13 protein-coding genes are annotated in these 13,193 nt (G+C 60.3%); 2 read left to right on the top strand and 11 right to left on the bottom strand.

The genetic code is table 11. The features are described from left to right. Window positions 1–35: 35 nt before the first annotated feature. Window positions 36–917 carry a hypothetical protein gene (locus tag DWV00_RS14875; protein WP_115534370.1) on the top strand — a complete coding sequence of 294 codons (882 nt, stop codon included), beginning with the start codon at window positions 36–38 and terminating at the stop codon, window positions 915–917. 43 nt (window positions 918–960) lie between these two features. Here the strand turns inward: DWV00_RS14875 and DWV00_RS14870 are convergent, their stop codons facing one another. From DWV00_RS14870 to DWV00_RS14835, 8 genes are all read right to left on the bottom strand, one after another. Further along, window positions 961–2,838, bottom strand: coding sequence for an ATP-binding protein (locus DWV00_RS14870; protein ID WP_115534369.1), 1,878 nt, complete (start codon window positions 2,836–2,838; stop codon window positions 961–963). Next, on the bottom strand, window positions 2,835–3,341 hold the full coding sequence (locus DWV00_RS14865) for an ABC-three component system middle component 2 (RefSeq protein WP_115534368.1): 507 nt from the start codon (window positions 3,339–3,341) through the stop codon (window positions 2,835–2,837). Before DWV00_RS14865 ends, DWV00_RS14870 begins: the two co-directional genes overlap by 4 nt. Further along, complete coding sequence (locus tag DWV00_RS14860) at window positions 3,326–4,414, bottom strand: ABC-three component system protein (RefSeq protein WP_115534367.1); 1,089 nt, start codon at window positions 4,412–4,414, stop codon at window positions 3,326–3,328. The genes DWV00_RS14865 and DWV00_RS14860 overlap by 16 nt, the downstream gene beginning before the upstream one ends. Further along, window positions 4,411–5,406 carry a restriction endonuclease gene (locus DWV00_RS14855; protein ID WP_115534366.1) on the bottom strand — a complete coding sequence of 332 codons (996 nt, stop codon included), beginning with the start codon at window positions 5,404–5,406 and terminating at the stop codon, window positions 4,411–4,413. The genes DWV00_RS14860 and DWV00_RS14855 overlap by 4 nt, the downstream gene beginning before the upstream one ends. An 81-nt stretch (window positions 5,407–5,487) precedes the next feature. Next, window positions 5,488–5,811 (bottom strand): HigA family addiction module antitoxin, encoded by a 324-nt coding sequence (locus DWV00_RS14850; protein ID WP_115534365.1) that lies wholly within the window; start codon window positions 5,809–5,811, stop codon window positions 5,488–5,490. Window positions 5,812–6,061: 250 nt separating this feature from the next. Continuing rightward, a complete protein-coding gene (locus tag DWV00_RS14845; RefSeq protein ID WP_181885485.1) occupies window positions 6,062–6,457 on the bottom strand; it encodes a hypothetical protein in 396 nt (131 codons plus the stop codon). A gap of 112 nt (window positions 6,458–6,569) precedes the next feature. Further along, window positions 6,570–8,396, bottom strand: coding sequence for a reverse transcriptase domain-containing protein (locus DWV00_RS14840; protein ID WP_115534364.1), 1,827 nt, complete (start codon window positions 8,394–8,396; stop codon window positions 6,570–6,572). Window positions 8,397–8,779: 383 nt separating this feature from the next. Continuing rightward, entirely contained in the window at window positions 8,780–9,493 is a 714-nt protein-coding gene (locus DWV00_RS14835) for a hypothetical protein (RefSeq protein ID WP_147297902.1), read from the bottom strand. Between the two features lie 92 nt (window positions 9,494–9,585). Here DWV00_RS14835 and DWV00_RS14830 point away from each other — a divergent pair, with 92 nt between their 5' ends. Next, a complete protein-coding gene (locus tag DWV00_RS14830; protein WP_115534362.1) occupies window positions 9,586–10,374 on the top strand; it encodes a peptide arginase family protein in 789 nt (262 codons plus the stop codon). A gap of 18 nt (window positions 10,375–10,392) precedes the next feature. Here the strand turns inward: DWV00_RS14830 and DWV00_RS14825 are convergent, their stop codons facing one another. From DWV00_RS14825 to DWV00_RS14815, 3 genes are all read right to left on the bottom strand, one after another. Then, window positions 10,393–10,638 carry a DUF4113 domain-containing protein gene (locus DWV00_RS14825; protein ID WP_245964890.1) on the bottom strand — a complete coding sequence of 82 codons (246 nt, stop codon included), beginning with the start codon at window positions 10,636–10,638 and terminating at the stop codon, window positions 10,393–10,395. A 107-nt stretch (window positions 10,639–10,745) separates the two neighbouring features. Then, window positions 10,746–11,750: a hypothetical protein gene (locus DWV00_RS14820; protein ID WP_115534361.1), complete on the bottom strand. Its 1,005-nt coding sequence runs from the start codon at window positions 11,748–11,750 to the stop codon at window positions 10,746–10,748. A 207-nt stretch (window positions 11,751–11,957) separates the two neighbouring features. Continuing rightward, on the bottom strand, window positions 11,958–13,172 hold the full coding sequence (locus DWV00_RS14815; RefSeq protein ID WP_115534360.1) for a DUF3396 domain-containing protein: 1,215 nt from the start codon (window positions 13,170–13,172) through the stop codon (window positions 11,958–11,960). Window positions 13,173–13,193: the final 21 nt, after the last annotated feature.

Here is a 13,193-nt window from a genome sequence, read left to right as displayed (position 1 = left end):
TCAACGAAAGCGACGATTGACAGGTGAATGTAGCGATGAACGTTTTCAAGTTGCGGCAGGGAGAGCACGAATACCAGAAGCTTACGGAGACGGGCTTCCATTTTGCGACAGGCAAGCAATATCCTTGGTATCAGAGCCGTGCCGGCAAGACGATGCACTATGCGGTCTGTCCGGAGTGCGAGAACCCGGTGCACATCGTCAACTTAGACGTTGACCGCAAGGTAGACGCCGGCGGAAAGAGCTTGCCGTTGTACGCCAAGCACGCTGTTGGGAACATTGAGGGCATCGGCAAGTTCGATAAGGATGCATACGACGAGTGCTCTCTCGCGGACCCCAAATCGTTTAACGGCCGAAACAAAACCCGACGACCCGGAGCGATTACGGCCGGCATCATCGACATACTCGTGAATCATGCCGATGCGGTTCACTACATGGTCGAACGATTTCTCGGCGCGTCGGTGTCAGACTGGCTGTTCGCGTCGATGCTCGAACAATTCCACGAGCAGGAAGGCTATCTCTATCGGGAAGTAAGCACTTCCAACGTGCCCTATGCCTTGTTGTACATGGCCGGAAATCAGCAAGTCACCGGCTGCGGGCCGAAAGACGATTCGGTGCTTGCCCGCGCTGTTAAGAAAAGCCAGAACTTCGAGCTGTCTCGGCAGCGAATCAGGAGGAAAGGCGATTCAACAGCACAGCTTCATTTTTTCGTGACAAACCACCTCATCAAAAAATCCGATTCTGGGAGCGAGCAGACGATGACCGTCGCGATAGAGGAGGAAATTTCCGGAGAACGGCATCTTCTCTACCAAGAGGCTGTGGCGCTTGAGATCGACTACTTTCGCAATATATTGGCAAAGCGAAATCGTCTTCGCGACATTGCACAAAAAGAATTTAATGGCCTTCCAGGAGCGGACTGAGGCACGTCTTGCAATAGTACAAGTCAGCATCGAGGGATGCGCGCTACTCTGTGGGCGCCATCGGATGCGGGAACAAGCCATACCGCCCATGGTGCGGATTCTTACCGAACATCAGCGATTGCTCGAGCTTCATAATTGCGTCGGGCGGATCAGTGTTCTCGATCACGATGACCTGCGTATCGGCGGACAATGTCTCTAGGTACGAATAGAACTGCTCCTGAAGGTCGGTGCCAGCTAAATCGTCTTCCGTACCATCGGGTTCCCGATAGGCGAGCAGCGGCGAATCGAGGACGACGAATCTCGTGTGTGGTGTTTGGCGCTCGCGGCAGAAAGCTAGCAACCCAAGTGTGAATGCCGCGTGTGTGATGGCACGAAGCCCCTTGCCGAAAGCACTGCGTGACTTCCCGGCGATAACGATGTCGCGTGTCTTGGAGTCGAAGTAAACATCGCCGGTTTCCGGGAAGTGCCAACCGGCGAGGATGCCCTCCACGGTCTTGGCAAAACTGTGGGCAACGGTAGTGGGGATGTCGGCGCTGGCAAGGGCGCCAGCTTTCTCCTCCTCGGCGCCGCTTTCGAGGTCAATGCGGCGGCGCTCGATGTCTTGTACTGTGGCGTAGAGTCCCAGTGCCTCACGCACCTCGGCGCGTTTGTCGGCAAATTCAGAATAGGACTTACGGAGGTTCGAAAGCTTGGGTGCGATAAGCTCTTCAACCGACTCGGAGATTGACGCGAGCTCGCGAACAGCAGCGGGCATTTTGCTGTCAAAGCTGGCGGCTTCGCGCTCAAGACTATGCACGGTCACCGAGAGTTCACCGCGCAAGATCTCAATCTTGGCGATTTCCGTGCGCGCCGCCTGTACTACGGCGTTAATGTTTCCGTCGCATTCGGCGTCAGCGCGGTGATGCGCCGGCGATGCTCCGCATAGAGGGCAATGCCCGGAGCCCAGGACATTAAACAGCGTCCCGCCCTCCTCGACAGCGCGCAGCCGCTCAATGTCGGATGCATAGTGCCTGTCGAGAAGGCTGAACCGCTCGAGCATCGCGCCGACCTCTGTTCTGCGCTCGCGGCTCTCCTCCAGCTTCTTGCGCAGTTCACGTCGTTTCCCGGCGGCATGCTGAAACTCCGCTTCAGTGGTGTTAACCTGAGCGGCTTGCTGGCGCAGCGATGTGTCGATCTTCTCAAGCTGCTCTTCCAACTCCTTGGGGCTCCTCGTCAACTCTTTGAGTCGGTCCCGGTAATCGCCAAGAAGTTGGTCAAGAAGCTGCAACTGGGCTTCACGGGATAGATCCTCAGGCTCGCGCTTATTGCTGGCGACCAGCGCCGAGTCGTCCGTACCTGTTAGCAGTAGCTTGAACGTTGCGAGGTTCGGCGTGTTGGCGATGGGATTACCATCAAAGAGCGGAGAACTTTGCTGTGTGATCTCAGTCTCGTTGACGATCATCAAGCGCGCAATGTTGCGAAAGCTCAGACTGTTGGTTTCGTTGCGGGAGTTCTTGCGTACTCGTTTGCCTCCGAGGCCGCAAAGACTCAGCAGGAAGGAAGAAAGATTCGCGTCGTTCCTGTCGCTATGTTGTTCGTCGAGCTGCTTGTATGGGGCGTCGGTCGCAGGTGGCGTCTGATGCAGCCCTTCGTAGAGTCGAAAACCGCCGCCGTCCATGCTGCGCCAAAGCGTAAATGACTGGCCATCGAGCGTCTCAAGGCCCAACAGGACGAGGTCGTAGCCGACCCGTTCGGGGATGTCACGCAAAGGCGGCTTGCCACCAAGCATGAAATCGATGGCCTCGACGATGAACGATTTTCCGGTGTTCGACGCGCCGTAGATGACATTCAAGCCTGCGCCGAAGGTCACCGTCGCTGGTTGCTTCTGCGGACCAAAGAATCCGAGGAAGCGTAAGCGGAAGCCAGGCGTCGCTGCCGTCATGCGTTGCCTCCAAGGCTTTGCTCGACCTGTTGGAACTCCTCGACCCATCTGTCAAAGAAGCGACGCATTACCGCTTGGAAGTCGTTATCCGTGTGCTCGCCAAGTACCTCGACCAGCCACGACGCGCGATCTTTAAGGGCGAGTAGATAGTGCGACGAGACGGACGAAAGGAACGTGGCGGCGTTCTCGCCTGCCACGTACTTGATTCCGTCCGGTGTGACTTCGCGCTCGACAAGGTCTCGGGTCATCATTAGAAGTAGTGCCTGCTCGACGAGCTTGCGGCGTACCAGAAGCTCGGCAGAGTGCATAGGCGTCGATGGATGGAGATTGTCCGGTCCGCCAACGTCAGCCGTATGTACCAGAAGATAGTCAAATGCGACAAGCCGCTGGAGATCGTAGGACTGCGGATAAGCAGCACCGAGGAGGGCGACAGCGCGGATTCCGGCTTCAAGGGGGCCGTTGAAAGTGACGGGTTTCCGTCTTTGACTCATGAGCGTGCCCACTGCAGGCGCTCCTCATTCACGAGCTGGTGGCAGATGCCGTCCCGATCCTTGGGGTTCGTGCAGGAGATCAAGGCGTTAGCTGTGATCTGCATTTCGCGCGCAGCCTTCGTGACGGCGCATACCTTCTGAAAGCCATCAACATGGTCGGCATCGTGCGTATCAATCACACCGTCGTAGATATCGTCCTGCAACGATTCGAACGTACCTGATGGAACCGTGTCGCGTGCGAAGACGCGCAAAGACTCCGCCTCATAAAACGCTTCACGTTGGCGACGAAAGTGTTCCTTGAGTTTGGGCTGCGCGAGCCCGGACGGATCGGCTATGGGCGTTCCGGTGTGCTCGCCGTATGCACTGAGCAACTGCGTGACATAACGGCTCTCAGCAGACGCAACGTCGGCAGGAGGTTTCCCTGCTATAGGCCGTGGCGGTAGCCCCCCACCGAACCGCGCGGCATGTACCGGCGTCGTGCGGTGATCGTCGACAAGCTGGAGTGAGGTCTTCGCGGCGAAGATCGAAAAGTCGAAAGTATCGACGTAGGCGCGCAGCGCTGAATCAAGCGAGATTTCCTGCGTACTTGTAATCGCGCCCTTTACGTTCTTGTCCCAGTTCGCGATCAGTTCCTCGCGGAGCTTCGCGGCGTCACTCAACAGACGGCTCAGCTTGGTGCCGGCGCCCCACGGTGACACAAAGAAGTAGTGCCGCGGGATCGCATACTCGCCCTTGAAGGAATACCAGATGATCTTGCCAAACTCGGGCCAGACATCTCCTGGCGTCAGGCCATGGTCGTAGTGCTTGCACTGGTAGTTGTCCCACACACCTTTGAGGCGCTGATCGTCCACGAAGCCGACAACGTCGATGCCCATGTCGCCGGAGCCGGAAAAGCGCTGCACCTGCGTGTACGACTGCTTGAGGCAGTAGTGGACCCACTCATGCACGAAGTCTTCCCATTGATCCGGCGAGTAGGTGAGAAGCCGCTGTTGTGGTGGTATGGATGGCCCGTGAATCACCTGGGACGCAGTTACTTTGCCAACAGGTCCACCGGGCGCGGCGATGTCCTTCCAACTGGTTGTCATGTCGTGCCTCCCGCCCGGACATCAAGGGGCTGGAAGTACGGATTCTTGTGTATCTGAGCGGCTTGGACTTTCTTCGCTAGCAACTCCGCGAGGTCTTGCTGCTGCTCGAGTAGGCGCACGATCTCTTGGAGGGTAGCGAGCACCAGAACCTTATGCTGCAGAAACTCACGTACCGTGTGAATCGCGGGTTCCGTGTAGTCGCTGGCAGAGATGAAGATGCCCCGGACCTCGGCACGCGATATGAGGCGGACAAGGTGCTCTAAAATCTCGGGCTTGCCGACCGGATTGCGGTACCACTTCATTTCAACGAAGTACAGAACGCCAGCAAGTTCGATCACGCCGTCAATCTGCTCGACGATCCCTTCCCCGGCTTCGCCGACCAGATGGAAGGCTTTATGAACGAGAACGCCGTAAGCCTGGAAGAGATTATTGAGCGCCGTCTCCAGCTTCTTGCCTCGCTCCTGTGCAGTGATCGCGGCGCCGAAGAGCGAGTAGAGCTCCTGCTTGGCAGTCTCGATCTTCGAGCTTCGTTCGCGCTTCTCGGCGGCAACTCTTTGCGTCTCGGCGAGACGCGCTTGACGTTCTTCCTCACGAGCATTGTTCATGCGCGTAAAGGCGTCCTTTTGGTTGACGACCTCTCGAATACTGGCAACGAGTCCCTTAGCCTTGAGCTGATCGTCTGGCCAGCATGTATCGAAGTTGGTGAAATCCACGACACGTCGCAGCACTTCACGGCGCTCGCGGAGGGCTGACTCACCCTTTGCGTTGAGGCGCTCGAGCACTGTTCGAACCATGTCGTATTTATTGACGTCCTTCGGGGTAGCTCGCAGACGAGCGGCAATGTCTGCGGTCCTGCTGTCAGGCACACCCGCACCACGAAAGAACACCAGCACATCGCGCTTAGAGCGGTTGAGAAGTGGTAAAACGTCCACTAACAGGTTGAATAGCTCTGGTGGATAGTGGAACGTGATGTCCGCCGGGGCGCCAGTCATGCGACTGCCTCCTCGAAAGCGCGCTCAGCGTCGATTTTGACACGGCAAAAGGCTTTGCTCGTCCCTGTCATTGGTCCTTCTCTACGCGCCCTGCACGTGTTTGTTGGTCTTGTGACGGCGAGCACTTGGGCCCGTGGGAAGCGCCCTTATGGCTTGCCCTGACTCAGCTTCAGCGAGATTTAGATCGTACCGCGCTTGCAAGTCCATCCAGAAGTGAGGCTCGTTGCCGAACCAGTGGGCAAGCCGCAGTGCCGAGTCACCCGTGATTCCGCGCTTGCCCTTAACAATCTGAGTAATCCGATTGGCGGGGACGTCGAGTTGGCGCGCTAGCTCAGTCGGCGACACGCCGACTGCTTCAAGCTGTTGGGCCAGGACCTCGCCCGGATGATGGGCCACTGTGGCCATATTTTGCCTCGAAGTCGATCAGCCATCGCCGTTCGCAGCCATTGCTTCGGCGGTGCGACGGTAGATGGACGATGTACGTCAATCGTACATCGCTTTGAGCTACTCGTCGACGGATCGTGAACTGGAAGCTGGAATCCTGAGTCTAGGCCGTGGTGCGGCGGCAGGGCGAGGAAGCGGCCAAAGCCGTTGCCGCGAAGATCGTCGTGGAGCGGAGGGTGGCCCACGCGGTGTCGTTGATGTTGCGCAGCGATTACGATGACGGCGGGAGCTTTGGCGTCTTATGCAACTCGACCCAGTATCCGCTCAGTTCGTCGTCTGGCACGTTGAAGCGCCGCAACCATGTCTCGCTTGCCACGGTCGTATTGAGCAAGGGCGCTGTACTGTTGGCGAGGGCATGTGCGCTATCGCCAGCGTTGGCGGCAAGCAAGGCTCGCCCCGTCGGAAGGTGACAGCACCATCGAGCAAGGGCGAGGTCAATCAGGGGATCATGCCGTTCCAACAGCGCCTGTTCGAATTGCTCGTCAGCCGTATCGCTGAACGGCTGCTTTGCGACCTGCGCGCCGCGGTCTTCAAGATACCTGACCACCGTCTCGGCCGGATTGACGACCAGCCGTGCTTCGGCCACTACACTGTTGAAACTTCGCACGTTGATCCCCCGTTGCTTTGTCGGGGAATGTAGCACGCCGGTCAGGATGAGGGACCCGTCACCGCCATGTGTCGGGTCGACGGGCAGGTACTGCTTCGTGTCGCTTGGTCGCCTACGGCGCAGCAGGAACGACCGCAGCCGCGGCGCTCTTGGCCTTCCATTCGCCAATGAACTTGTCCATCACTTCGAAGCACAGACATTCGTCGTGTCCGACGCCCATGTAAGCGCCGCGTTGGGCCATCCCGGCGACGCGCAATCGGTCGTCCGTAAACGGTCCGCCGCTGTTGCCTGGGCGGATGCTGCCTGAGTTTGCGATGGTGAAACTGACCATGCCGGCGTTCGGCTCAGTGCGGTTGAGTACTTTCTGTGGGTTGATGTCCGGCAAGTTCCAGTTCTTGTAGGCGGGAAAGCCGATGAGAACGCCGTCCGCATGAGGCGCAATCGGCGCCTCCATGGCCGAGAAAAACCGATGATGAGGTGGCGGCTCGTCGAACTGAAGAATCGCAAAATCGAACTGCTTGTTACGATAGACGACACGAGCGGCCCATGATTCGTGGGTTTCGGGGCGCACGACCGTCAGCATTTTGTTCACGACCTCGGGCGCGTCGAAATCCGCGGGGACTTCCATGCCTGCAAACTCGGCCTTTCCCACCAGCACGTGGTCGCACGTGACGAGCAAGTTGAGTTCTCGATACGCAAAGGCGGTCCCTTGCGCTTCGATGGGGCACTCATGATGACCGGGCGAACTATGGTAGTCCGCCAGCCACTCAACGACGAACACAGCCTCGCGCGCCGTCTTGTAGTCGCGGACAACCGGCTGTACCGGCAGTTCTCGCGCTGAGAACGGACCCGCCGCCATCTCCTTGAGAACGGCCGCGTTGTAGCGCTCTGCCAACCTGGTGTAGATCAGATCGTCGTCCCCTCGAACCATCTTCAAGTACAACAGCTTGCCCCACAGGACGTTTTTGAGTTTTGGAGCACTGCCACTGCGAGTTTGGCGCTTCCAGGGTTTTTTCTCGTACGGGCCGGTTGCTGATTTCACGATGCGCTCTTGCCATCCCTTTTCGGCCGCGTCGTACCCGTTGCGCTCCCAGGCGTTCAACGCGCCGCGGATACGGTCGATGAAAATCCGAGGTACGTTGGGAAACTTGTTGATCGTTAGCCCCGTGACTTCCATACGACGTCCGCGATCGCTCAACCGGGTTTTGGCAGCATTGATCGCGAAATGGTGCTTGTTGGTGATCAGGTCGTGCAGTTCGGCCCCAAGCGTGATTCCTCCGTCTTCGTCGATGACGCACACGGCGGCCGGCAGGTTCGACGTTTTTTTCAACGGAAATGAGAACGTCAGATCGTCGGCGTAGCGCGTGTAACGTGCAAGATTGCGACGGGCGAGATCGGTCAGATCGCGATCCATCGACCGGCACACAAGATTGGAAAGGAACGGTGATGTTGGCGCGCCTTGCGGCAGCGCGCCATCCAGTGTGCAGATCTGCGCGATGACCGTTGCGACGTGATGGGACAGATTGAACGGATGCTTGCGCAATACGCCACGCACCCGATAGAACGTGATGCTCGGGAAGAACTCTTGCAGATCGAGGTTCAGGATGTGGTGGTTCTTTGGCGAACAGTGCACCCGTGCGTTGGTGAGGATGCTTCGCTTTGGTACGAACCCGTGCACGGCGGGCTTTAACGGACCCGACCGGGGTTCGAGAAAGGCCAGGATGCGCTCCTGGATGATTTTCAGGCGCTTGCGTGGTTCCGAAATGACCCGAGGGCTGCCGTTGCGCTTCGTGATCGTGAAGTGCTTATACGGCGGCCGCGGGTAAATCATCCGCTTCAGGTTTTCATAATCGACGCCCAGCGCATTGCGGGAGAACCATGTCACATGGTTGCGCAGCATGGCTTCTGCGAGTTCGTCGGCACTCGGAATGGCGACCATGTTTCCCCGTTAGTGAGTGCCGCCCCTTATCCGTCTTTCTCCTGTAAACACACATCGCCGCAAATCGGACGAGCGATCATGTACGGTACGCTCGGGGATGCCTCGTGGAAAGTCTGCGTTAAACGCGGACCTGGTTAAGCTCCGTTCAGGGGCGGCATCCGATTGTAAGCTGTAGTTTCAGTTCACGGCAATGCGCTGTCGACTGCGTGGGGCGGATTATGCGGGTGGACAGTGGTCCAACGTTTTCTGAGTCGACGAGCGCTGGAAGTACCGTCGCCTCGCGAGGTCAAGCCGAAGGCCAAGGAGTGGGGACTGGCCAACGAGCAGAAGGCGCCGGTACGGACGGTGCCCAAGCGATCGGCGCGGGTATTTCGGCTCTGTCCTCAGCACTGGCCGTACAGCTTCTCTTCGATGGCCGCGTTGAGCCAAGCGACGAAGCGCTCCACGGTGTTGATCGTGGCTTCGAGCGAGGCTTGGCTAACGTGCACGGTGGGCGGCGCCAACCAGGTCTGCGCGTCCGGGTCCATGCGATCGAGCAGCTCCACCTCGCGGGCGTCCAGGAACACCGAGCGCGCGGTGCCCGGTTTCCGGTCGGCGTGCTTGGGCCTGTTGGTGGTGATCTCAAGGTCGTGCTGGATGCTGTTGCGCGTTAGCACGACGTCTTCCAGGACGGCGATGGGCACTGGGCCGTCGGCGAACGGGATCTTGAACGCCTCGGTGAAGATCAGGTCGTAGCCCCGGACCCAGCCTTTCCGGAACACGCGTTTGCGGTCCTCGGCGCTCAGCTCCTCGCAGTGGAGCCTGACGCGCGTTTGCAGATATGCCTGCAACGCCGACGCGAGCATGCACAGACACGCATGGCCTAGGACGTCGATCGAATCGTTGGCCTCCTGCCATTCGAGCATGAACGCGGGCTCCGGGTCCTCCGAGTACGGAGGCACAAAGGGCTCTTCCTCGTTCTCGATCTTGGTCCGACGATCGACGAAGGGCGCCGACGACCGGGCGTAAAGCTGCCGGATGAAATCCAGGCGGCGGTTCAGAAACCAGGCCACGTCCATGGCGTTCCCCGTACCGTTGTGATCGGCGAACAGTAGCACGTCACCGCGCCGTCGGAAGCCCCTCCCACTCGGTGGTGTAGCCCATCACCTCGTTGTATGCTGGTGCCCCCTCAACGGCCAGGCATCGCAACATGTCTCACCAGAAGGTCACCATCGGCGGCAAGGACGTCTACATCGTCGAATCGCACCATCACGTCTTGCTGGGCTGGGCGGAGGTGCGGCGCAGCCAGGGCAGCGCACTGGCGCTGCTCACGCTCGACCACCACATCGACACGAAGGCACCCTTCTTCAACCATCGCTTTTGGGCGACCCACAAGGGGGTGGGCAACGACAACCAGGCGGCGATGCAAACGATGCTACCCGGGATGATCGCGGCGATCGACTGGAACGACGAGGACACCGTGGTGGCTGCGATCGCCAACCTTAAGCACGACGAGCACATCCGGACTGCGATCCAGGCGGGGATCGTGTCCCGCGCGTTCGTGGTGAACCTGTCCGGCGAGAACCGCGCGGACGCGCAGGTCTACGAGACGTGCTCGGGCTGCGACGCGATTGGCTGCACGAAGCCCATCCACGACCACCGTTGTGTGCGGACGCGCGTCGATCAGGTGCTCGAATCGACCTACCTCGAACACGAACTGGGCAAGCTCAACACCATGGCGCAGGCGCGCGAAGTGCCGGGCGTCGAAGCGGCACCCTACATCCTCGACATCGACCTCGATTACTTTCACTCGGAGAAGGCGATCGACCCGAACGACGCGGCGACGTTCTACCGGCTCGTGCAAGGCGCGCTCGCGATCACGATCGCGATCGCGATCGAAGTGGGATGCGTGAAATCTCTGCGGTGCTCCGGCTCGAAGATCACGGGGCAATCGCTGCTGACGCGGATGCAGCAGCACATGCAGACCGCCTTGACCTGAGCGGTACCGGCGACCTGCTCATCGCTCGGTGGGCAACCCCTCCCACTCGGTGGTGTAGGTGGGCGCCTGTGCGTTCTGGCTCATGTGCCACGCCTGGCGACCCTCGACGTTCCCGACCCGCAGGGTCCCGTGTCCGAAGCGGTCGTTCACGGCGTCCAGCGCGGCCATCAGGCGCTCACGTCGTGGCGCGGGCCGGGTGAACAGGTCACGGTGCTTGCGCAGGCGAAGGTGGGCCTCCCGTTCGACCGCGCGTGCGTCGGGCACGTGTGTCGCGCGTTCCGGTGGTGAAGCAGACCTTGACCAGGCCGGGCATCGCCTTGTTCGACATCACGTAGGCGTAGCCTTCCGCAGCTTCCTCCGCAGGGCGTGGTTCAGTGCAGGTTGTCCGCAGTTTGCCAGATGGAGGCGAGCTGCGCGTGGCCATGGGCCTTGGCCTGCGCGGCTGCCGCGAACGCGTTGTGCAGTGGGGGCAGCACCGCCTTATACGCAGCGACGGCACGAGCGAGGCCCTTGCACGGCCCCATGTCTGGGATCACGTCGCCGGCCTTCACGGTGTTTCCGTCGAGGCAGGTGCCATGCCACTGGGCGATGCGGGCGTTGAGGGCGTTCTCCGCCGTCGCTTCGTCGTTCTGGGCCCGGTCGAACGAATCGTCCGCGATCGAGATCTGGGACTTGTCGACGCCCATCTGACCGACGATGACCCCGGCCTGGCCCTGCGCCACACCGTTGCCGATGGCTTCGAGGCGCTGCGCGCGATCGAGCTTCGCCTGCTCGACGGTCACGGCGTGCTGGTAGTAGGCTTGGGCACGGGGCAGGCGTTCGAGGTGCTGGTGCGCGCTGGCGACGAAGCGGTTCAGGCTGTCGGTCAGGGCGTTCAACTGTCGGTTGAGCTGTTCAACCCGCTGGCCCCGCTGGCGCGCGGCGATGATCGGCTGGCCAGCCTGGTTGAGCTGGGCGACCACCGTGTCGAAATCGGAGGGCTGGCCCGTGGCGAAGTGCTCGACACCGGTCTGGGCACCGTTGCCCACCGTGAGGTCGATCCCGCTTCCGGTCACGGTCCCGCTGAAGTTCTGCCTAATGGGCAGGGGCGTTTCCAAGACGGTGAGAGTGATGCTGTTCCCGTCGACCGACCCCGACACGTTGGCGCTGTTCGACGACAAGGTGCCGTCGTTCTTCAGCCCGGCATGGCGGAGCGTGCCGGTAAAGCGGTGGTCGGGCGTTTCGGTGATTTGGAGGAGGTCCACTTGGTTGCCGAAGTGGGACACGTACGACCCGGAGACGGAGCGGTCACCGCACCCGGCGAGGAGCAGGGTGCTCATCATGAACGCCGTCAGGCATGTCGCCAGGTCCAGGTACTTGCGTTGTTGGTCCTCCATCCCTGCTCCCGTTCTCAATGGTCTTTCTTTGTTGTCTACAGAGTATAGCGACCGCGTACGGCAACCGGCCAGGCGGGAGGACGAGCGACGTAGTGCAACTGACGCACCACCAGACCAGCCTGTGCTCAGATGGCAGGTTCCGAGCGGGCAACACGTAAACGACAACGGAGTCTCGCGGTCCCGTTTTTGCGATGAACTGAACGTCTGTTAGCCCGGCGAGCCACCGTCGTATCCGAACCCGTTCGACGGCACGGGCTCGGGCAGTCCCATGGCCTTTCGAAGCCGCAAGAGGTTGGTGGCGACCGCCGCCTTGCTGCTACCGACCGTCGGTGTTTTGTGCAGCTCGCGCCATTGTTCGGTCACCTGGTCGGGCGGCAGGTCGAAGCGCTTCAGCCAGGCTTCGGTCGCTACCGAGGTGTTCAGTAGCGGGGCGGTACTGTCGAGCGTTCCGCGCTGGAGAATGTCCATGTCCTCGGCGATGATCGGGCGCAGCGCTGCGTTGAGCAGGACGTACGCGGGCGGCGGCAGCGGCGACTTGCCAGGTCCGTCCGAAACGCCGGATTGGGGCGCGGCACCTGCTTGGATGATCAAACCATCAGTGCCCAACGGTTGACGAACGAACCAGTCGGGAGGCAACGTCCATGAGGCCGGTCCTCCGGCCGCGCGCACGAGGTCTGCATTCAGGGCAACGATCCAATCCACGGTTTTGATCTTGCCGGCCAATCTCACCGTGCTATAACCCATCGGATCGCCAACGTCGATTCCGGGGCCGTACCGACGAGCGAAGAAATACTCCGTCGCCTCGTTTGCTTCTTGCTCCATCGGCGGCAGGTTCACCGCAAAGCCGGCGTGCCCGTGAACCGTCGGCAGGACTTCACAGAACGCAGCAAACAACGCCTGGAATACCCCCGGCCGGTGCTCGAGGAAAGCACGGGGGAAAGTGAAATCAAGCACGTCCAGATTGCCGGAGAGAGTAGCTTTCCAATCGGCTACCGTGAACACGCCGAAATCGTAGAAACCCGTCGCAAGCTTGTGGTCGGCGCTCGTCATTTGCACGACCAACGCCTCGTCCGCGGGCACTGTCGTCGTCAGGATGTCCAGTCTTGGAGCCTTGTCGATCGGCATCGGCTGCTCGCCTTCCGAATAGAACCAGCGCAGCGGGCCGTCCTTCTGCGGCTTTTCCTCGAGCGCACGGGCCAGCGCTTGGGTGTATTCGGTGATCGTCCCGTTGTACTGCTCGAAGCACTTCACGAGTGCGGCGCGCACGGCACGCGTGTGACCGTTGCGAAAGTAGACAACGCCGCGCACCACGAGCGCCGCGCCGGTGATTCCCTTGCGATAGGCCGGCTCGTAGAAGCCAAACGGCAGTGTGTCTGCGCGATTCGGATCGGCGACCCAGGCTTTCATCTGCTCTTCATTCATGTCTCATCGTTCCATCACGCC

It is taken from the genome of Trinickia dinghuensis (assembly GCF_003367175.1).
Taxonomy (GTDB): Bacteria; Pseudomonadota; Gammaproteobacteria; order Burkholderiales; family Burkholderiaceae; genus Trinickia; species Trinickia dinghuensis.
Note: the sequence above shows the minus strand (reverse complement) of the source record. Positions and strands in the feature narration are given on the sequence as shown.

Coding starts and splice junctions, on each gene's coding strand:
- DWV00_RS14875 (WP_115534370.1), top strand. CDS start 36: ATGAACGTTTTCAAGTTGCGGCAGGGAGAGCACGAATACCAGAAGCTT.
- DWV00_RS14870 (WP_115534369.1), bottom strand. CDS start 2,838: ATGACGGCAGCGACGCCTGGCTTCCGCTTACGCTTCCTCGGATTCTTT.
- DWV00_RS14860 (WP_115534367.1), bottom strand. CDS start 4,414: ATGACAACCAGTTGGAAGGACATCGCCGCGCCCGGTGGACCTGTTGGC.
- DWV00_RS14855 (WP_115534366.1), bottom strand. CDS start 5,406: ATGACTGGCGCCCCGGCGGACATCACGTTCCACTATCCACCAGAGCTA.
- DWV00_RS14850 (WP_115534365.1), bottom strand. CDS start 5,811: ATGGCCACAGTGGCCCATCATCCGGGCGAGGTCCTGGCCCAACAGCTT.
- DWV00_RS14840 (WP_115534364.1), bottom strand. CDS start 8,396: ATGGTCGCCATTCCGAGTGCCGACGAACTCGCAGAAGCCATGCTGCGC.
- DWV00_RS14830 (WP_115534362.1), top strand. CDS start 9,586: ATGTCTCACCAGAAGGTCACCATCGGCGGCAAGGACGTCTACATCGTC.
- DWV00_RS14820 (WP_115534361.1), bottom strand. CDS start 11,750: ATGGAGGACCAACAACGCAAGTACCTGGACCTGGCGACATGCCTGACG.
- DWV00_RS14815 (WP_115534360.1), bottom strand. CDS start 13,172: ATGAATGAAGAGCAGATGAAAGCCTGGGTCGCCGATCCGAATCGCGCA.